This is a genomic window from Vulcanimicrobium alpinum, assembly GCF_027923555.1.
In the GTDB taxonomy this organism is placed as follows: Bacteria; Vulcanimicrobiota; Vulcanimicrobiia; order Vulcanimicrobiales; family Vulcanimicrobiaceae; genus Vulcanimicrobium; species Vulcanimicrobium alpinum.
Genome location: NZ_AP025523.1, coordinates 662,371 through 680,123, shown reverse-complemented (window position 1 = coordinate 680,123; position 17,753 = coordinate 662,371). Strand labels below are relative to the sequence as shown.

At 63.9% G+C, this 17,753-nt stretch carries 19 protein-coding genes and 3 pseudogenes; 12 read left to right on the top strand and 10 right to left on the bottom strand.

Features of this window, described 5'->3' with window-relative positions; genetic code table 11:
* Window positions 1-116: 116 nt before the first annotated feature.
* A complete protein-coding gene (locus WPS_RS03420) occupies window positions 117-332 on the top strand; it encodes a hypothetical protein (protein ID WP_317996453.1) in 216 nt (71 codons plus the stop codon).
* Window positions 333-635: 303 nt separating this feature from the next.
* Here WPS_RS03420 and WPS_RS03415 read toward each other — a convergent pair.
* The 4 genes and pseudogenes from WPS_RS03415 to ychF all read right to left on the bottom strand — a co-directional run.
* Window positions 636-1,496 (bottom strand): annotated as a pseudogene (locus WPS_RS03415) (IS5 family transposase); the annotation flags it as partial.
* A 12-nt stretch (window positions 1,497-1,508) separates the two neighbouring features.
* A pseudogene (locus tag WPS_RS03410) lies at window positions 1,509-1,823 on the bottom strand (transposase); the annotation flags it as partial.
* 131 nt (window positions 1,824-1,954) lie between these two features.
* Window positions 1,955-2,194 (bottom strand): transposase, encoded by a 240-nt coding sequence (locus tag WPS_RS03405; RefSeq protein WP_317996452.1) that lies wholly within the window; start codon window positions 2,192-2,194, stop codon window positions 1,955-1,957.
* A 98-nt stretch (window positions 2,195-2,292) separates the two neighbouring features.
* Complete coding sequence (gene ychF, locus WPS_RS03400) at window positions 2,293-3,387, bottom strand: redox-regulated ATPase YchF (RefSeq protein ID WP_317996451.1); 1,095 nt, start codon at window positions 3,385-3,387, stop codon at window positions 2,293-2,295.
* A gap of 65 nt (window positions 3,388-3,452) precedes the next feature.
* Between ychF and WPS_RS03395 the strand changes: the two genes are divergently transcribed.
* The 8 genes and pseudogenes from WPS_RS03395 to WPS_RS03365 all read left to right on the top strand — a co-directional run bounded on the left by WPS_RS03395 (window position 3,453) and on the right by WPS_RS03365 (window position 10,050).
* A complete protein-coding gene (locus WPS_RS03395) occupies window positions 3,453-3,959 on the top strand; it encodes a bifunctional nuclease family protein (protein ID WP_317996450.1) in 507 nt (168 codons plus the stop codon).
* A gap of 171 nt (window positions 3,960-4,130) precedes the next feature.
* Window positions 4,131-5,239, top strand: a protein-coding gene (locus tag WPS_RS03390) for an IS3 family transposase (protein WP_317996449.1) whose coding sequence is annotated in 2 segments (ribosomal slippage) — window positions 4,131-4,383 and window positions 4,383-5,239 — 1,110 coding nt in all. Because the reading frame shifts where the segments join, the coding sequence is not laid out codon by codon here.
* Complete coding sequence (locus WPS_RS18070) at window positions 5,125-5,388, top strand: IS3 family transposase (protein WP_405054913.1); 264 nt, start codon at window positions 5,125-5,127, stop codon at window positions 5,386-5,388. Before WPS_RS03390 ends, WPS_RS18070 begins: the two co-directional genes overlap by 115 nt.
* Before the next feature lie 81 nt (window positions 5,389-5,469).
* On the top strand, window positions 5,470-5,646 hold the full coding sequence (locus tag WPS_RS03385) for a DDE-type integrase/transposase/recombinase (protein WP_317996448.1): 177 nt from the start codon (window positions 5,470-5,472) through the stop codon (window positions 5,644-5,646).
* A gap of 89 nt (window positions 5,647-5,735) precedes the next feature.
* Window positions 5,736-6,962, top strand: coding sequence for an ISL3 family transposase (locus WPS_RS03380; protein ID WP_317994728.1), 1,227 nt, complete (start codon window positions 5,736-5,738; stop codon window positions 6,960-6,962).
* A gap of 5 nt (window positions 6,963-6,967) precedes the next feature.
* A pseudogene (locus WPS_RS03375) lies at window positions 6,968-7,291 on the top strand (transposase); the annotation flags it as partial.
* Between the two features lie 84 nt (window positions 7,292-7,375).
* Complete coding sequence (locus tag WPS_RS03370) at window positions 7,376-8,593, top strand: IS256 family transposase (protein ID WP_317994492.1); 1,218 nt, start codon at window positions 7,376-7,378, stop codon at window positions 8,591-8,593.
* A gap of 374 nt (window positions 8,594-8,967) precedes the next feature.
* A complete protein-coding gene (locus WPS_RS03365; RefSeq protein ID WP_317994189.1) occupies window positions 8,968-10,050 on the top strand; it encodes an IS5 family transposase in 1,083 nt (360 codons plus the stop codon).
* Here WPS_RS03365 and WPS_RS03360 read toward each other — a convergent pair.
* Window positions 10,019-10,342: a hypothetical protein gene (locus tag WPS_RS03360; protein ID WP_317996447.1), complete on the bottom strand. Its 324-nt coding sequence runs from the start codon at window positions 10,340-10,342 to the stop codon at window positions 10,019-10,021. The genes WPS_RS03365 and WPS_RS03360 overlap by 32 nt on opposite strands.
* A gap of 13 nt (window positions 10,343-10,355) precedes the next feature.
* On the bottom strand, window positions 10,356-10,982 hold the full coding sequence (locus WPS_RS03355) for a TetR/AcrR family transcriptional regulator (RefSeq protein WP_317996446.1): 627 nt from the start codon (window positions 10,980-10,982) through the stop codon (window positions 10,356-10,358).
* A 116-nt stretch (window positions 10,983-11,098) separates the two neighbouring features.
* Between WPS_RS03355 and WPS_RS03350 the strand changes: the two genes are divergently transcribed.
* Together WPS_RS03350 and WPS_RS03345 are read left to right on the top strand one after the other, a co-directional pair.
* Complete coding sequence (locus WPS_RS03350) at window positions 11,099-11,899, top strand: S-methyl-5'-thioadenosine phosphorylase (RefSeq protein ID WP_317996445.1); 801 nt, start codon at window positions 11,099-11,101, stop codon at window positions 11,897-11,899.
* Between the two features lie 13 nt (window positions 11,900-11,912).
* Complete coding sequence (locus WPS_RS03345) at window positions 11,913-12,644, top strand: hypothetical protein (RefSeq protein WP_317996444.1); 732 nt, start codon at window positions 11,913-11,915, stop codon at window positions 12,642-12,644.
* On the opposite strand, the gene WPS_RS03340 is transcribed toward WPS_RS03345, so the two are convergent.
* The 3 genes from WPS_RS03340 to WPS_RS03330 form a co-directional block, all read right to left on the bottom strand.
* On the bottom strand, window positions 12,628-13,644 hold the full coding sequence (locus tag WPS_RS03340) for a DNA polymerase III subunit (protein ID WP_317996443.1): 1,017 nt from the start codon (window positions 13,642-13,644) through the stop codon (window positions 12,628-12,630). The genes WPS_RS03345 and WPS_RS03340 overlap by 17 nt on opposite strands.
* Window positions 13,641-14,255: a dTMP kinase gene (tmk, locus tag WPS_RS03335; RefSeq protein WP_317996442.1), complete on the bottom strand. Its 615-nt coding sequence runs from the start codon at window positions 14,253-14,255 to the stop codon at window positions 13,641-13,643. Before tmk ends, WPS_RS03340 begins: the two co-directional genes overlap by 4 nt.
* A gap of 112 nt (window positions 14,256-14,367) precedes the next feature.
* On the bottom strand, window positions 14,368-16,083 hold the full coding sequence (locus WPS_RS03330) for a R3H domain-containing nucleic acid-binding protein (protein ID WP_317996441.1): 1,716 nt from the start codon (window positions 16,081-16,083) through the stop codon (window positions 14,368-14,370).
* Between the two features lie 102 nt (window positions 16,084-16,185).
* Here WPS_RS03330 and WPS_RS03325 point away from each other — a divergent pair, with 102 nt between their 5' ends.
* Window positions 16,186-16,653 (top strand): MaoC family dehydratase, encoded by a 468-nt coding sequence (locus WPS_RS03325; RefSeq protein ID WP_317996440.1) that lies wholly within the window; start codon window positions 16,186-16,188, stop codon window positions 16,651-16,653.
* Window positions 16,654-16,769: 116 nt separating this feature from the next.
* Here WPS_RS03325 and WPS_RS03320 read toward each other — a convergent pair whose 3' ends face one another.
* On the bottom strand, window positions 16,770-17,723 hold the full coding sequence (locus WPS_RS03320) for an IS110 family RNA-guided transposase (RefSeq protein WP_317996439.1): 954 nt from the start codon (window positions 17,721-17,723) through the stop codon (window positions 16,770-16,772).
* Between the last annotated feature and the right edge of the window lie 30 nt (window positions 17,724-17,753).

Sequence of the window (17,753 nt, the reverse complement as noted above, 5' to 3'; positions counted from 1 at the left end):
GGCCTCCTGAGCCGTCCTGTCCCTTTAGGACATTGGGAGAATTCACCTGGCTTCGGACTCTCCAAATGGCGAACGCCGGGACCGGACCGCTCGGTCGCTCCGGCGAACAAGGACGCATGGTCTCCCTGCTCGCGCAAACGTCCTCCGACACCGGCGCCTCCGGCGCCGCGGTCGCAGCCGGAATCGCCGCCTACTTTGCCTTTATCGGCATCTTCATCGTCGCGATCACGACATTTTACGTCTTCCTGGCCTACATGGTCGCCAAAAAAGCCGGCTACAACCCCCTGATCGCGCTCATCATCCTATTCCGGGCGCGAACTTCATCCTGCTGATCATCTTCGCGTTCAGCGACTGGCCGGTGCTGCGCGAACTGCGCGAGCTGCGGATGCGCGCGGGAATCCCGCCGTCGGGTGCGTCGGGCGCGGGCCCCGGCGGAGGCTGCAGCCCGGCGCCTCCGACCTACGCGCCTCCGCTGCCGCCGCCCGCGAACCCGACCTAGCAGCCCCGTGAAAAAATCGGCGCGTGGTTCGCGAACTGCCCGTTCAGCACGGTTTTCGGGAGGTCGGCGGACCCCTCGAAGCCCGTTGCCGAGCGGTTCATCTCGAAAACGCCCCTCGGGTCAGCATCACTTCGCATCATGTCGCGGCCCTCAGATTGCGTATCCTGATCAAGTTGTACGCCGCGGCCGTCCAGCGCACAATGTCGCCGACCAGATCAAGCCCGCGGAAATGCACCTTGCGCAATCGGCCGATCGTCTTGCCCCACCCGAAGCTCTCCTCGATCAACTTGCGCCTGCGTTGACTCACCGTGTAGCCCGGATGGCGGACGGTTCGGCGGTCGATCGCGCTGCGGCGACGGGTCGTATTTTGAGCAACGTGCGGCGTCACGTTGAGCGCTCGCAACGCCTCGACAAAGTCTTTGGTATCGTACGCCTTGTCGGCGCCGAGCGTGATTCGGTTGCTTCCGCTGACCCCGCGAATCAATTCCAGCGCTGCTTCGCGTTCGGCGATCCCGGTCGCGCGAGTGGTCTTCACGCCGACGATCAAGCCGTTGCGATTCTCCATCAGAGCATGTCCGAGATAGCCGAGAATCGCCGGCGCGCCGCTGCTCTTGCGGTACAACCGCGCGTCCGGATCGGTACTCGAGACGTGCGTCTCGTTGCTGCGCGGCCGGCCACGAAAGTTCACGCCCTCGTTGCGACCGCCGCTCGAGGTCGGCGGTTCGTCGTCCGACTTGGGCCGAAAGCTCTTGTGGCTGGCCCACGCCTCGATTAGCGTCCCATCGACGGTGAAATGCTCGTTCGAGAGCAGTTCGTCGGCACGCGCCCGCTCGACCACAGCGGCGAAGAACCGCTCGGAGATTTCGCCATTCAAGAACCGATCGCGGTTCTTGCTGAACGTCGAGGGGTCCCAGATCTTGTCGTCCATGCTCAAGCCCACGAACCAACGAAAGAGCAAATTGTAACGCAACTGCTCCAGCAGCATCGGCTCGCTGCGCGCCAACTGGCGACGGAGTTTCCGGTTTTCCCGCTCGAGTTCTTTGAGCCGCTGCGCAACCTCGTCGGCTTGCATTTTGGCTTTTGCACGTTGGCGCACCGCACCTGGATCGAGGTCGCCTTGATCGCGCTGCCTTCGCCAGGCATAGAGCTGCGATGAGTAAATACCTTCGCGCCGGAGAAACGCTCCGATCGTGCCGGCTGGACGCGCATCAGCCTCGCGCACGATGCGCAGCTTCTCGGCGGCGGAGAACCGACGTCGCTGAGGTTTTTGGGGTGAACTGGTTGCCTTGATTTCCGTTGAAACGGTTCCGTTCGAGGACTGCATCTGTTGCAGGACTTTCTCGCCCCCGCGTGCTTTGCATCGTTCCGGATGTTTTCCACAGTATCCCCGTTATCCACAGCTCTGCTGCTGCGACGAACGTTGTACAAAAAACTCCCTATGCTACCGGTACCACTCTATCTTGACACGGGGGGGATCGAGTAGAACATTTGCAACAGCAAGGCTCGCAGCAGCTTCTCCGGCGCGATCGATGGCCGGCCCCGTCGGGAGTAGAGCTTGGAAAACTCCGGCGAGAGTTCGCCCAGAATTTCGTTGACCATCACGCGCATCGGGCGCAACGGATGATCGGCGGCCACGGTGTCTTCCGGCTGCAACGTCGTCCAAACGGATGCACGCTGCTCATCATGAGTCCGCATCGGCCGCAACCTCACCAAGGTATGAGGAGACTTGCTCTTATAATACGCGAAAAACGCCGTCACGCCAACATCAACTCGGCCGATTTTTCATTGGCCTGTTAGACGTTGAACCGGAACTCGACGACGTCGCCCTCCTGCATCACGTAGTCTTTGCCCTCGGAGCGCAACTTGCCGGCGGAGCGGATCGCGTCGAGCGTCTTGTACGTGACGTAGTCGTCGTACGAGATGCACTCGGCGCGGATGAAGCCGCGCTCGATGTCGCTGTGGATCTTGCCCGCGGCCTGCGGGGCTTTGGTGCCCTTCTCGATCATCCAGGCGCGCGTCTCTTTCTCGCCGGTGGTGAGAAACGTCATCAGCCCGAGCAGATCGTAGGCTTCCACAATGAGACGATCGAGGCCGCCGGTCGTGATACCGTAATCGGCGCGGAACATCGCGACGTCGTCGTCGCTCATCCCGGCGAACTCCGACTCGATCTTGCCGTTGAACGCGATCGCGCGGCTGTTCTCGGCCTTCGCGTGCGCGAACACGGCCTGCGCCATCGGCCCCGGTTCGGCGATCTGCGACTCATCGACGTTGGCGACGTACAGCATCGGCTTCGCGGTGAGCAGAAACGACTCGCGCGCCATCGCCGCTTCCGGTGAATCGGGCGGAAACGCGCGCGCCGGCCGTCCCGCTTCGAGCGCCGCGATGAGCCGGTCGAGCGCTTCGAGCTTCGGCGCCTCCTTCGGATTGGCGCGCACCTCGCGCTGAAGCTTGTCGCGCTTCTTCTGCAGCGACGCGAGATCGGCCAGCGCCATCTCGATCGCGATGATCTCGATGTCGCGCAGCGGATCGGGACCGCCTTCGACGTGCGTCACGTTGTCGTCGTGGAACGCCCGCACCACCATCGCGATCGCATCGGTCTCGCGGATGTGCGAGAGAAACGCGTTCCCCAAACCCTGACCGCTCGCGGCCCCGCGCACGAGGCCGGCGATGTCGACGAAGCGCATGGTCGCCGGAACGATCTTCTCCGAGCTGCTCAGCCCCGCCAGCACGCCGAGACGCGGGTCGGGAACGGGGACCTCGCCGACGTTCGGTTCGATGGTCGCGAACGGGTAGTTCGCGGCGAGCGCCTGCGCCGAGCGGGTGAGCGCGTTGAAAATGGTCGACTTGCCCACGTTGGGAAGCCCGACGATACCGCACGACAATGCCACGGAGGCGCTTCGTACGCGAGAACGCACCGTGCGACCTAGCGGCGGCGAGCGAATCGCCGGAGGAGTTGTACGCGGCGCCCCCGGAGTATCCGCCGATGCGGCAGATGAAGGTCGACAAACTCGGGATCGATCTCCTCACGCACGACCCCGTCGTCATCCTGAAGGACCTCGAGGGCAAGCGGTATCTCCCGATCCTGATTGGACCGTTCGAGGCCACCGCAATCGCCCTGGCCCTCGAAGGTACCGCGGTGCCGCGCCCCCTTTCACACGACTTGATGCGGACGCTGCTCGAATCGCTCTCGGCGAAACTCGAACAGATCGTCATTCACGACATCAAAGATTCGACATTTTTCGCCAAGCTGATCGTCCGCACCAACGGCGACGTTCAGGAGATCGACGCGCGTCCGTCCGACGGGATCGCGCTGGCGCTGAGGATGCAAGCGCCGATCTTCGTGAGCGACAAGATCGCGCTCGAAGAGACGGTTCCCGACAAAGTCGGCGGCGACCCCGAAGAAACCACCAAGTTCAAGAAGTTCATCGACGAACTCAAACCGTCCGACTTCATGGAGTGACCGCGAGCCGCTCGCGGACGAGCTCGCTGATCGTGAACACCGCGCCGCCCGGCGAGGCAATCACGCTGCGGCGGCAGAGCGACGCGTCGAATGGCGGCGCGACGTTGCCCCGGTGATCCGGGTCAGTTGATACGTGGGTTTCCCCGGCCGATGGGCCGAAAGGAAGCCCGCATGCGGAAGTCCCGCTTCACCGAGACGCAGATCGTCTCGATCCTCCGAGAACACGACGCCGGCGCCTCGTTCATCGAGCTCGGCCGTCGACACGGCGTTCATCCGAACACCATCTCCGCCTGGAAATCCCGGTACGGCGGCATGCAGAGCAGCGAGGTCGCCCGCGGTCGCGTGCTCGAAGACGAGAACGGGCGCATGAAGCGCATCATCGCGAACCTTTCGCTCGAGAACGACGCGATGAAAGAGCTAATCGCAAAAAACTCCTGGGGCCCTCGCAGCGAAAAGCCGCGGTGAGGGCCCTGCAAGACCTCGGTGTGAGCCAACGCGCCGCATGCCGCATCGCGCGTTGTCCGCGATCCGTCGCGCAGTATCGCGTGCGGCGGACGGACGATCCGGCGTTGCTCGAGCGGCTCAAGGCGCTCGCCGCAGAACGCCGTCGGTTCGGCTACCGCCGGCTCACGATCATGCTGCGCCGCGAAGGCTTCGTCGTGAACCACAAGCGAGTTCATCGGATCTATCGCAACGCTGGTCTACAGCTGCGCAGTCGACGTAAGCGTGGCGTACGATACGTCCGTGGCAACGTCGTGCCGCCGGTCACGCGGCCGAACGAACGCTGGTCGCTCGACTTCGTACACGACGCGCTCAGCAACGGGCGAAAGTTTCGCTCGCTGACGATTATCGACGACTTCACCCGAGAGTCGATCGGCATCGAAGTCGACTTCTCGCTCACCGACGAGCGTGTCGTGCGCGTGCTCTCACGTCTCGCGCAAGAGCGCGGTCTACCGCCGACGCTCAAGTTCGACAACGGAACCGAGTTCACGAGCAACGCGATGCTCGGTTGGGCCGCGCGGGTCAACGTTGAGCTGCACTTTATCGAACCCGGCAAGCCGACTCAGAACGGCAGCGTCGAGAGCTTTAACGGACGTTTCCGAGACGAGTTACTCAACGAGCACGCCTTTCCCACGCTCTTCGACGCTCGCACCGCGATCGAAGCATGGCGCATCGATTACAACCATCGCCGACCCCACACCGCGCTCGGCGGCTTGACGCCGGCCGAGTTCATCGAGCATCATCGCACTACCCCAAACTCACGGTTATCCGCGGCCTGACATCCGGGGCAACGTCACTCATGCGTCAGATGGATCGGATCCATACCGACCGTCCGCACATGGGCGCCCGGCAATTGCGCGACCAACTGAAGCGACTCGGGTATCGAGTTGGGCGCCGGCATGTTGCACGGCTCACGCGGGTCATGTGAATCGAGGCGCTGTATCGCAAGAAGCAGCAAACGACGAACCGGAATCCGCAGCATCCGGTCTTCCCCTATCTCCTGCGCGGCGTGACGATCGATCGCCCGAATCAGGTCTCGGCCGCCGACATCACCTACATCCCGATGGAGCGCGGGTTCCTATATCTCTTCGCGGTGCTCGATTGGGCGACGCGCCGCATTCTCGCGTGGAAGCTCTCGAACACACTTCGACAGACTTCTGCATCGAGGCGGTTCGCGAGGCCGTGACGCTTTACGGCAAGCCGGAAATATTCGGGTCTTCCGGTTTTGTAGTGGGCGGGCGAGAGGAAATCGGTCGGCCGTCGTAATGCTACGCCATGCGAGACACCGAATTCATCCGCGGGTTGCTGCGCGTCGAAGATCCTTGGGACGTGACCGAATCAAAGCTCGATCTCGAGCGAAATCGGGTCGATGTTCGGCTTGAATGGCAAGGCGCGGGTCGCTGTCCAAAATGCGATCGGGAGTGCCCCAAGCACGATCATCGCGAGCGCGTCTGGCGTGACCTCGATCTGGCCGGCGACCAACTTTTCTTGCACGCCTCCGTACCCCGGATCGATTGTCCCGAGCACGGCGTCACGACCGTTGCGATTCCCTGGTCAAGCGGTCGCACCGAGTTTACGTCGCGCTTCGAGCGTTTGGCGATCGCCCTCCTACTCGAGATGTCCGTCGCGGCGGTCGCGCGTCGCTTGGGCATCAGCTGGGAGCAAGTCGATTCCATTATGCTCCGGGCGGTCGAGCGCGGTAAGCAGCGGCGACTGCCACGTCTTGTGCGGCATCTCGGCATCGACGAGAAGGCCGTCAAAAAGCGGCATCGGTACTTCACGATCGTGTCCGACTTGGACCGCGGCGAGGTCCTGTGGGTCGGTCGCGGTCGCAAGCGCGAATCGATTGACGCTTTCTACGACGGCCTTTCGCACGAACAACTTCATGCCATTGAGGGCATCGCGATGGATATGTGGCAGCCGTACTTCGAGTCGACCGTAGCACACGTGCCCGATGCGGCACGGAAGATCGTCTTCGATAAGTACCACATCACGGCATATCTCACCAAAGCCGTCGATCTCACTCGTCGAGCGATGATGCGTGACAAGACGCTCGACCGAACGGCATTGAAAGGGACTAAGTATTCCTGGTTGCGCTCGTTTGCGAATCTCGACCGCGACGAACGACGTGATCTGAGCGCCTTGCGGAGCCAGTACAAACGCCTTGGCCGCGCGTGGTCGATGAAGGAGCACTTTACGGAGTTCTGGCGATATCGGCGTGAGTCCGCAGCGCGTCGTTTCTTTGCCGATTGGTACCGGTGGGCGACGCACTCTCAATTGCCCGAAATGATCAGCGTCGCGCGCACGCTCAAACGTCACTTTGCGAACATCATCACGTACATTCGCAAGCCGATCACCAATGCGGCAGCCGAGAGCCTCAACAGCAAGATCCAAATGATCAAATTCCGCGCGCGCGGCTATCGCAATGAGGGCCGATTTGCAGCGGCGATTCTATTCCACTGTGGTGGGCTCGACCTCTTGCCCGCCCACCCGAAGTCCTGAAGCGCCAAATATTCAACACCGATCAGGGCAGCCAGTTCACCAGCGGCGAGTTCGTGGCGCTCATTCGCGAAGAACTCGGCGCGCGGTTCAGCATGGACGGCAAGGGCTGCTGGCGCGAAAACCTGTTTATCGAGCGCTTCTGGCGGTCGTTGAAATACGAGGAGGTCTATCTGCGGGCATACGCATCGGGTTCCGATGCACGGGCCTGTATCGGGCGCTATATCGTCTTTTACAACAGCAGCCGGACGCACTCGTCGCTTGACGGGCGCACGCCGGACGAAGCATACTTTACCTCATCCGCCGCGTTGGCGGCGGCAGAGTCCCTATAATTGATGTAAATTCAGCGGGCGGGTAGCCACCGCTCCGGTTCGAAGATTGACGTTGACAACACTTCAATCGAAAGGACCGGAACGGTGGCCGATTACGATCTTACCCTATCCCGCGACGCGATTCCAGCGTTGCTCGATCAACCTGCGGCGCTCGGGAAGCTCGTCGAAACGATTTTGAACCAAGTGCTCGAGGCGCAGATGCGCGATCATCTGGGCGCCGAGCGGTACGAACGCTGTCAAGAACGGGAGGGCTATCGGAATGGGTATCGCGATCGACAGCTCTCGACCCGCGTCGGATCGCTGGTCCTGCGCGTGCCGCAAACGCGCGACGGCAGCTTCTCAACCGACATCTTTGAGCGTTATCGCCGCAGCGAACAAGCCTTTGTCGTGGGCCTGATGGAGATGGTCGTCAACGGCGTCTCGACGCGGAAGGTCACGCGGATAACCGAAGGTCTGTGTGGGACGTCGTTTTCGAAGTCGACGGTCAGTCGCCTCGCGAAGGCCCTTGACGAGCCGGTCGCGGGATTCTTGAATCGTCGGCTTGATGCGGCGTACCCGTTCATCATCGTTGACGCGCTCTTTACGAAGGTGCGCACCGACAAGAGCGTCGTCAGCAAAGCGCTCCTCATCGCGAGCGGCATTCGCGCTGACGGATACCGAGAAATCCTTGGTCTTTCGATCGGCGATTCGGAGAGCTTTGCGACGTGGAACGAGTTCTTTCGCGGCCTCAAAGCACGCGGCTTGCACGGCGTCGACGTTGCCGTCTCCGACAATCACTCGGGCTTACGCGAGGCGATCGCCAAGCAATTCGTCGGCGCGACATGGCAGCGCTGCCAGTTCCACGTGATGAAGAACTTGCTCGATCACGCGCCCAAGAAAGAACGCGAAAACGTAACCGCTGCAGCTCGGCTGATCTTTCTCGCAACTGATCGCAAAGAGGCCGAGCGTCGATATGCGGAATTCATGGCCCGCTTCGCAGAAACAGCGCCGAAGTCGTGCGTGTGCTTGGAAGGAGCGTTCGAAGACATGTTTGCGATCTTGCCGCTGCCGGAGAAATATCGTCGGCGACTGCGCACGAGCAACATGCAAGAGCGGCTCAATGAAGAGATTCGTCGCCGGGAGAAAGTCATTCGCATTTTCCCAAACGACGCCGCAGCGATTCGCATGGTCGGCGCGTTACTCTCCGAGCAAAACGACGAATGGTTAAGCCGAGCCTACTTCGACATGACCGAATACTTCGAATGGAAAGCAACGACGGTGGCCAAGCCGGCCGCCGTAAAACGAGACAGACGAGCAGCCTAACTTACGCGATCGACGAACCGGAATTACAGCAGATTTGGGACTTGACTTCAATGTGTTCGCCATGAGCATTCAGCTCGGGCTCTCCGCGACAAAGCTCCGCAGCATGATTTTTACGTATCCGACTTTCTCGTCCGACATCGGCTACATGCTCTAGCGAGCGGTAACAATCCGCCTCTACAACATTTAAATAGGAGCGGCGAATACTTCGGCGAGGTACATGTGCTCTCGGTTGCTCCTCCGTCGATCTCACCGTATGGCGTGCGCAGACGTCCGTAGCAGGCCGATGAAAAATCGGCCGAGTTGATGTTGGCGTGACGGCGTTTTTCGCGTATTATAAGAGCAAGTCTCCTCATACCTTGGTGAGGTTGCGGCCGATGCGGACTCATGATGAGCAGCGTGCATCCGTTTGGACGACGTTGCAGCCGGAAGACACCGTGCCCGGCGATCATCCGTTGCGCCCGATGCGCGTGATGGTCAACGAAATTCTGCGCGAACTCTCGCCGGAGTTTTCCAAGCTCTACTCCCGACGGGGCCGGCCATCGATCGCGCCGGAGAAGCTGCTGCGAGCCTTGCTGTTGCAAATGTTCTACTCGATCCGCAGCGAGCCGATGCTGCTGGAGCAGTTGCGTTACAATTTGCTCTTTCGTTGGTTCGTGGGCTTGAGCATGGACGACAAGATCTGGGACCCCTCGACGTTCAGCAAGAACCGCGATCGGTTCTTGAATGGCGAAATCTCCGAGCGGTTCTTCGCCGCCGTGGTCGAGCGGGCGCGTGCCGACGAACTGCTCTCGAACGAGCATTTCACCGTCGATGGGACGCTAATCGAGGCGTGGGCCAGCCACAAGAGCTTTCGGCCCAAGTCGGACGACGAACCGCCGACCTCGAGCGGCGGTCGCAACGAGGGCGTGAACTTTCGTGGCCGGCCGCGCAGCAACGAGACGCACGTCTCGAGTACCGATCCGGACGCGCGGTTGTACCGCAAGAGCAGCGGCGCGCCGGCGATTCTCGGCTATCTCGGACATGCTCTGATGGAGAATCGCAACGGCTTGATAGTCGGCGTGAAGACCACTCGCGCGACCGGGATCGCCGAACGCGAAGCAGCGCTGGAATTGATTCGCGGGGTCAGCGGAAGCAACCGAATCACGCTCGGTGCCGACAAGGCGTACGATACCAAAGACTTTGTCGAGGCGTTGCGAGCGCTCAACGTGACGCCGCACGTTGCTCAAAATACGACCCGTCGCCGCAGCGCGATCGACCGCCGAACCGTCCGCCATCCGGGCTACACGGTGAGTCAACGCAGGCGCAAGTTGATCGAGGAGAGCTTCGGGTGGGGCAAGACGATCGGCCGATTGCGCAAGGTGCATTTCCGCGGGCTTGATCTGGTCGGCGACATTGTGCGCTGGACGGCCGCGGCGTACAACTTGATCAGGATACGCAATCTGAGGGCCGCGACATGATGCGAAGTGATGCTGACCCGAGGGGCGTTTTCGAGATGAACCGCTCGGCAACGGGCTTCGAGGGGTCCGCCGACCTCCCGAAAACCGTGCTGAACGGGCAGTTCGCGAACCACGCGCCGATTTTTTCACGGGGCTGGTAGAGGATCCTCTCGCCCCAGTCGGCCGGCACGTGCTCAGCCGCGGGCGAGCCGGCGAAACGGATGATTTCGAGATCGCTGCCGAACGCAGCGTGATAGTGCGCGAGCACGTCGCTCGCATAGCCGGCGAAGTTCAGGTTGGGTCGCATCTGCATGACTGTCCCTCCGTCAGGTGGGGCGTTCGTCGCCCAGTTGGGTCTCGAGATAGCGGCGCAAGTGCGCGATGCAGTCGGCCGCGACGTCCGGATCGGCGTGTGCCTTCGCCAGCACGTACGCGCCTTGAATCACCGCCTGCGTGAACAGCGCCATGCTCTGCGCATCCCACGTCGCATCGGGCGCGTAGGCATCGCGCGCGGCGGCGAGGTCCTCCGCGACGTCGCCGGCATGGCGGCGGATGTGCACGTCGCAGGCCTCGCGGATCGCCGGGTGCGTCGCGTACGTCTCCTGCACCATCGTGCCGAGCAGACAGGTGAAGTCGGCGAAATCTCCGCGCAGCAGCGCGGCGCGCAAATCGACGTAGGCGAGGACGCGCCGGCGCGGATCGGCGTCGTCCTGATACGGCGCGGCGCCGAACAGCGCGTCGGCGCGATCGGAGAAATGCTCGGCGGCGGCGATCGCAAGCGCTTCTTTGTCGGCGAAGTGATGGAAGAAGCTGCCCTTGCTGACGCCCGCCAGTCGGCAGATCTCGTCGACCGTCGCGGCGCCGTACCCCTTTGCGCGGATCACCGTGAGGGCGGCATCGAGGAGTTTTGTCTTGGCGTTCGCGCGCGGCGGCTTCTCGAGTGCTTTTTTCATACCGACTAGTCGGTATAATACGAATGCGCCGCCGCGCCGTCAACACCCACGGGCGTCCGACCGGCGCGCGCAGGCGGGCGGGGATTTCGCCGCGCGCGTCCTATCTGAGCGACGGCATGGAAACGACGAAAGAGCGCGCCGAGATCGGCGTCTACGGCGGCTCGGGTTTTTATTCGCTCATCGAGAACCCGCGCGAGGTCTGGATCGAAACCCCCTACGGCATGCCGAGCGACAAGATCGCGCTCGGCGAGATCGCCGGCAAGAAGGTCGCGTTCTTACCGCGGCACGGCAAGGACCACCGCTATCCTCCGCAGTCGATCAATTATCGCGCCAACGCGTGGGCGATGAAGGCGCTGGGGGTCACGCGCATCATCGGCCCCACCGCGTGCGGCTCGCTGCAGCCCGAGGTCAAGCCGGGTTCGATGGTCGTCGCCGATCAGATCGTCGACCGCACCAGCGGCCGCAAGGATACGTTCTACGACGGCCCGGTGACTACGCACGTTTCGTTCGCCGATCCCTACTGCGCGCAGCTGCGCCCGATCGCGGTCGACGCGCTGCGCTCGCTCGACATCGACACGCACGACCACGGCACGATCGTCGTCATTCAAGGGCCGCGCTTCTCGACGCGCGCCGAGTCGAAGTGGTTCGCCTCGCACGGCTGGGAAGTCATCAACATGACCAACTATCCCGAGTCGTATCTCGCGCGCGAACTCGAGATGTGCTACGTGAACATCTCGCTGATCACCGACTACGACGTCGGTCTCGAAGGGATCGAACCGGTCTCGCACGCTGAAGTGATGAAGGTCTTCGCGAGCAACAACGAGCGCGTGAAGAACGGCATCTTCAAGATCATCGCGGCGATCCCGGCGGAGCGCACCTGCACCTGCGGCAGCGCGCTCGCCGGTGCGCGCGGGTAGCGCGCAGCCTGACGTGAAGCGGGCGCCGCTGCCGGGTGTCGACCTGGGTCTCTACCTGCGCGCGGTTCCGCTGCTCGCTCGCAACCCGTCGATCATCGTGATCCCGCTGCTGATGGCGGTAATCGGGGTTTTGGCCGGGATGCTGTTCTCGGGCGGGATGACGCCGTTCTCCGCGCCGACGATGGGGATCGCGAGCCTGATCCTGTTTCTGCTGCAGCTCTTCGGGCTCGGCGCGGCGTGCGTGATCGCCGACGATGCGTGGCGGCACGGGCGCGCGTCCTTCGACCGGGGTTGGAGCGAGACGCAGCGCCGCGGCGGCGACATCCTCTTCGCCGCGCTCGGCGTCGGGTTGGTGATCAGTCTCGGACAGTACGTCGCGACGATTCTGGGCGCGCTGATCGCGCTGGTGCTCCAGGCCGCGATCGCGCTGTTTCTGCTGTGGGCGATCCCCGCCGCCGCGGTCGGCGGGGTCCCCGGCGGCGCGGCGCTGCAGGTCTCGGTCGACCGCGTACGCGCGAACTTCCCGAGCGCCGCGATCGCGGTGATCGTCTCGCTCGTGCTGGTGTACTACGTCGTTCCGCTCGTCGACTCGCTGCTGGTGGCGTGGCTGGTGCCGTACGTCGCGGGCTATGCGACCCTCTCCGTCTCGCTGCTCTACGCGCTGCTCTCGGCGATCGCGTACGGCTACGTCGCACTGGTGCTGACGAAGACGTATACCGACGCCTCGTTCACGCGCCGTTGGTAGTGCGCGGCGGCGCCGGTGCGAGCGCCATCCGCACCAGGTCGGCGACGAGCGCGGGGGTGACGTTCGTGCGCGCGATCCGCTCGGCATCGCCCAGCGACGCCAGCATCCGCGCGAACGCCGCCGGTTCGCGCCCCGGCAGCGCCGCCAGCCGCGCGCGCTGATCCGCCGCTAAGAGCGGCGCTCCTTCGCCGACGCCGAGCGCGATCCAATCGCGGGTCAGCGTCTTCACCGTTTCGAGCCCCTCCTCGAGCGTCGGACGCGTCGCCCAGCCGCTCGCATCGGCTTCGCGTCCATCGACCGCCGCGAAGAACCACTCCACCACGGCGTCGCGCGCGACGCCTTCGCCGTCCTCGAGGAGCCCTATGGCGCGGGTCGCGCGTCCCTGCGCGATCGCCGCGGTGCGCGCCGCCTCGTCGGGATCGGTCCCGCGCGCGAGGAGCACCGCGCGGACCTCGCCCTCCGCGAGCAGCGGGAAGGTGACCTCGACCAGCCGCGAGCGGATCGTCGGCAGAATCCGTCCGGTCGCCGCGGTCGTGACGATCAGCAGTACGTCGGCCGGCGGCTCCTCGAAGAACTTCAGCAGCGCGTTCGCGGCCTCGCGCGTGAAGTCAGCGTCGCCGATGATGAACACGCGCCGGCCGCCGGCGTACGAATGCATCGAGAGCTGACGGACCAGATCGCGCGCCGTCGCTTCTTCCGTCTCGTGAAAGCCGCTGCCGTCGCGATCGCCGATCTTCACCTGACCTTCCGCATAGTAGAAATCGGGGTGCGTCCCGGCCGCGACGTGCGTGCACCCGCTGCAGTGTCCGCACCAGCCGAGCAGCGTCTTCTTCGGCGTCACGCACAGCAGCGAACGTCCGACCTCGCGCGCAAACGTCTTCTTGCCGACGCCGTGCGGTCCGGTGAACAGATAGCCGTGCGAGAGCGTCGCCGCGGTGAGGTGCTCGAAGAACGCACGCGGCGCGGCGGCACCGACAACTTCGAATCGACCGTCGATCACGACACGACCCGCCGCCGGTCGAGCACCGCGAGCGCTTCCGCCGCGAGCGTCTGCGGCGCAAGCGTCCCGTCGAGCACGACGTAACGCTGCGGAAACCGGCGCGCGAGTTGATGGTAGCCGGCGTGAACGCGGGCGTGAAAGAGCGCGTCCTCGCGTTCGAGCCGGTCGGCGCCGCCGCGCGCGCGGACGCGCTCGGCCGAGACCTCCACCGGGATGTCGACCAGAAACGTGAGGTCGGGTGCGATGCGCTGCGTCGCCGCCAGGCACAATTCCAGCAGCTGCTCGACGTCGAGCTCGCGCCCGTAGCCTTGGTATGCGATGGTGGAATCGAAGAAGCGGTCGCACAGCACCGCTTCGCCGCGTCGCAGCGCGGGGACGATCACGTCGGCGACGAGCTGGGCGCGCGACGCGTTGAGCAGCATCGCCTCGGCGACGGGATCGATCCGCAGCGACGGATCGAGGAACACCCCGCGCAGCGCCTCGCCCAGCGGCGTCCCGCCGGGCTCCTTGGTGACGAGCACGCTCTCGCCGCGGCCGTTCAAAACGCCGACGAGCGCCGCGATCAGGGTCGACTTCCCCGCGGCTTCGATCCCTTCGAAGGTGACGAGCACTCGCCGGGACTTCGCGGCCGGAGCGTCCGGGCCATCGCGACGCGGCGCGAACGTGAAGGCCCCCGCACGACGTATGAGCGAGGGCCTTCTGCAAGGCGGCGGCGCCGCCGGGTTAGAGGTCGGGCCCCTTGAAGATCCGTACGCGCCGGTTCGGCTCGAGGCCGGTGGAGCGGGACTGCAGGCGATAGCGCTCCGCGAGCTGGTGCTGCATGCGCCGGATGTACGACGTCTGCGGCGTCAACTCGATCGCCCGGCTGTCGAGGAGTACTTGATACACGGCCTCCTCGGCTTCGCGCATCGCGATCTCCTCGACGTCGAGCGACGGAAGGTTGAACACGTCCTTGAGCGCGCTCTGGATCTGCGTCGTCGTGTTGGTCTTGATTGAGTAGATCGGGACGTTCTCGGTGGCGATCTGCTTGAGCCGGTCGGACTCCTTGCGTTCCAGCGTCTTGAGCGTGAGCACGACGTCGGCATCGTCCCACTTCCGCGCGATCGACGCGTGCACGCGCAGGTTGTGCACGGCCCGTTCGATCTTGTTGCGCGACACGCCGTACGGGAAGATCATCAGCGGCTTGGCGTCGTCTGGCACCGATTCGCCGGCCGCGCCGAAGAGCGCCATGTCGTCGTCGCGCGGCTGCTGCGTGAGCGGCCGGACTTTCTCCGAGGGGACTGCTTCGGGATTCGCCTGCTGGATGATGTCGATCGCTCCGCCCTGCGTGCGCTGGCGCACCTCCGGCTGCGGAGAGTAGCCGCGCAGGAGCGCGTCGACCACGTCGCCGACGTTGAGATGGATCGCGAGCCGGTCGCGGTCCTGTATCTCGACGACGACGTCGAACGTCGGCGGCTGTTTGCGTTCGAGCACCGTCTTGCGCGTGCCGCGGCGGCGCGCTTCTTCGTCGGAGAGCGTGACGGCGCTGATCCCGCCGAGCAGATCCGAGAGCGTCGGATTCATCAGCAGGTTCTCGAGCGTCTGCCCGTGCGCCGTGCCGATCAATTGCACGCCGCGCTCCGCGATCGTGCGCGCCGCGAACGCCTCCGCTTCGGTCCCGATCTCGTCGATCACGATCACCTGCGGCATGTGATTCTCGACCGCCTCGATCATCACGTTGTGCTGAAGGTGCGGATCGGGGACGGGCATCCGCCGCGAGTGGCCGATGCCCGGATGCGGCACGTCGCCGTCGCCGGCAATCTCGTTCGACGTATCGACGATGACGACGCGCTTGCGGTCTTCCGCGAGCACGCGCGCACATTCGCGCAGCATCGTCGTTTTGCCGACACCGGGCCGGCCCAAGAGGCAGATCGATTTCCCGCTGCGGATCACGTCGAGGACGATGTCGATCGTCCCGTAGACGGCGCGCCCGACGCGGCACGTGAGGCCGACGATGCGGCCGGTGCGGTTGCGGATCGCGCTGATGCGATGCAGCGTTTGTTCGATCCCGGCACGGTTGTCGCCGCCGAAAGGCGACAAGCGTGCGGTGACGTGCGCGATGTCTTCCGCGGTGACCGCGGTGTCCCCGAGAAACACGAAGTCGTCCTCGAAACGTGCCTCGGGCGGGCGGCCCAGATCGAGCACGACTTCGATGACGCGTTCGAGATTCGGAAGACGGACGAGCGCTTGGCGAAGCGGGAGGGGGAAGATGTCCAGGAGCTGCGTCAGCTCCCAGTTCGGCACGAAGGACTCGGCGTTAACGGCCAACGTGTCTCCTCGTCGACGTCTGTCGATATCGATTGTCCGTCGCGGTCCCCGTCGCCGAGGAGGCGCGACGGAAAAGCATCTTCCGCCCCGCGCGTTTTGATACCTGGAGCATCTGTCGCTCCAGATACCCAAACGGAGCCCGTTCGTTTCGGTCGCTCGGCCCTAAGGAATCCGCGCCGCCGGCCGATATGCGCCCGCGCAGAGGCGGTGCGCCGGAACGGCGAAGGTGCCCGCATGGTGCGCAGGTATCTCGAGGATTACGCGCCCGGCGACGTCGCCGAGGTGGGTACGGTGCAGGTGAGCGCCGAGGAGATCGTCGCCTTCGCGAAACGTTACGATCCGCAGCCGTTTCACGTCGATCCGGAGATCGCGAAAACGTGGCCGTACGGCGGTTTGATCGCGAGCGGCTGGCACACCGCGGCGATGGCGATGCGCGTGCTGGTCGATCGCTTCATCGACGGAGAAACCAGCCTCGGTTCGCCGGGTCTGGGGCCGATCCGCTGGAAACTCCCGGTGCGTCCGGACGAAACGCTGCGCGTCCGCGCGCGCGTCACCAACGTCGAGCGATCGCAGACGAAGCCCGACCGCGGGACGCTCACGTTCGAACTTGAGGTGCGCAATCAACGCGACGAAACGGTGATGATCATCGAGAACTGGATCGCGATCGTGCGCACGCGCCCGCAAACCGAAGCGGCTGGCTGAGAGCGCTGACGGCGGCGGGGCGTTCGCGCCCACGTCACGCAGAGCTTGTCGAAGCGCAGCCGCGTTCGTGCACGTCAGGGATCGCGCTTCGACAAGCTCAGGTTCCGTGTCCGCCGTCAAGCCGATACGGGTTGATAGGGCCGCTGATTCTTGAGTAGCGAGTAAGCCAGGCGCACGAGCTTGTGCATCACCGCCACGATGATTTGCTTGCCGCTCTTACCGCGCGCTTCGAGGCGATCGGCGAGCTCCTTGAAGGCCGGGACTTTGCGCTTTGCCGTCAGGGCAGCTATGTAGAGTGCCCGCCGGAGCTTCGCGTTGCCTGTCTTGCAAATGCGCGGCTTGCCCTTCACCGAGGTCCCGGACTGCCGCTCTGCCGGCGTAAGGCCGGCATACGCCGCTGCGGCTTTGGCACTATGGAGCCGATGCACCGGCAACTCCGCAAGCACGTTTGCCGCTGTCAAGGACGCGACGCCTGGTATGGTCTGAAGAAGCTGCGCGTTCCGGCTTAGCGTGACATCCGAGCAAAGAACACCTTGGATCTGCGACTCGATCTGCTTGACCATCTCCGCGATACCGACCAGATGCGTTTCGTTCATTTTGAGCAGCGTTGCTCCGACGGCGACGGATTGCACGATCTGCGTAAGGGCAATACGCTGCGCGATGAGCTGGTCGCGATACGCCAGCAAACCGCGCAGGGACAGGATTTCGTCGCTATCAGGCTCCCAGAGCGCGGGGCGCTCGGAGGCGCAGAATTGGGCCAGCATTCGAGCGTCGACCGCATCGGTCTTGGTCCGCAGCAAACGGCTCTTCGCAAAATATGCCGTACGCGTCGGGTTCACCACGCTCACCCGGATTTTCGCTTTGTGCAAGTTCGCCGCTAAGTTGCGCCAATACGGCCCGGTTGACTCCATGCACACATGAACCTCGTGGGCGCGATGCGTGCGCAACCAACTGCGAAGCTTTCTGAAGCCGGTTCGCGTGTTCTCAAAACTCGCCTCACTGCGCTTCTCGCCGCGTTGCAAGCAGCAGTGGAACGTGTCCTTAGAGATATCGACGCCCAACATGCTCATCGCAGGATTTCCCTCTAGCAGGCCGATGAA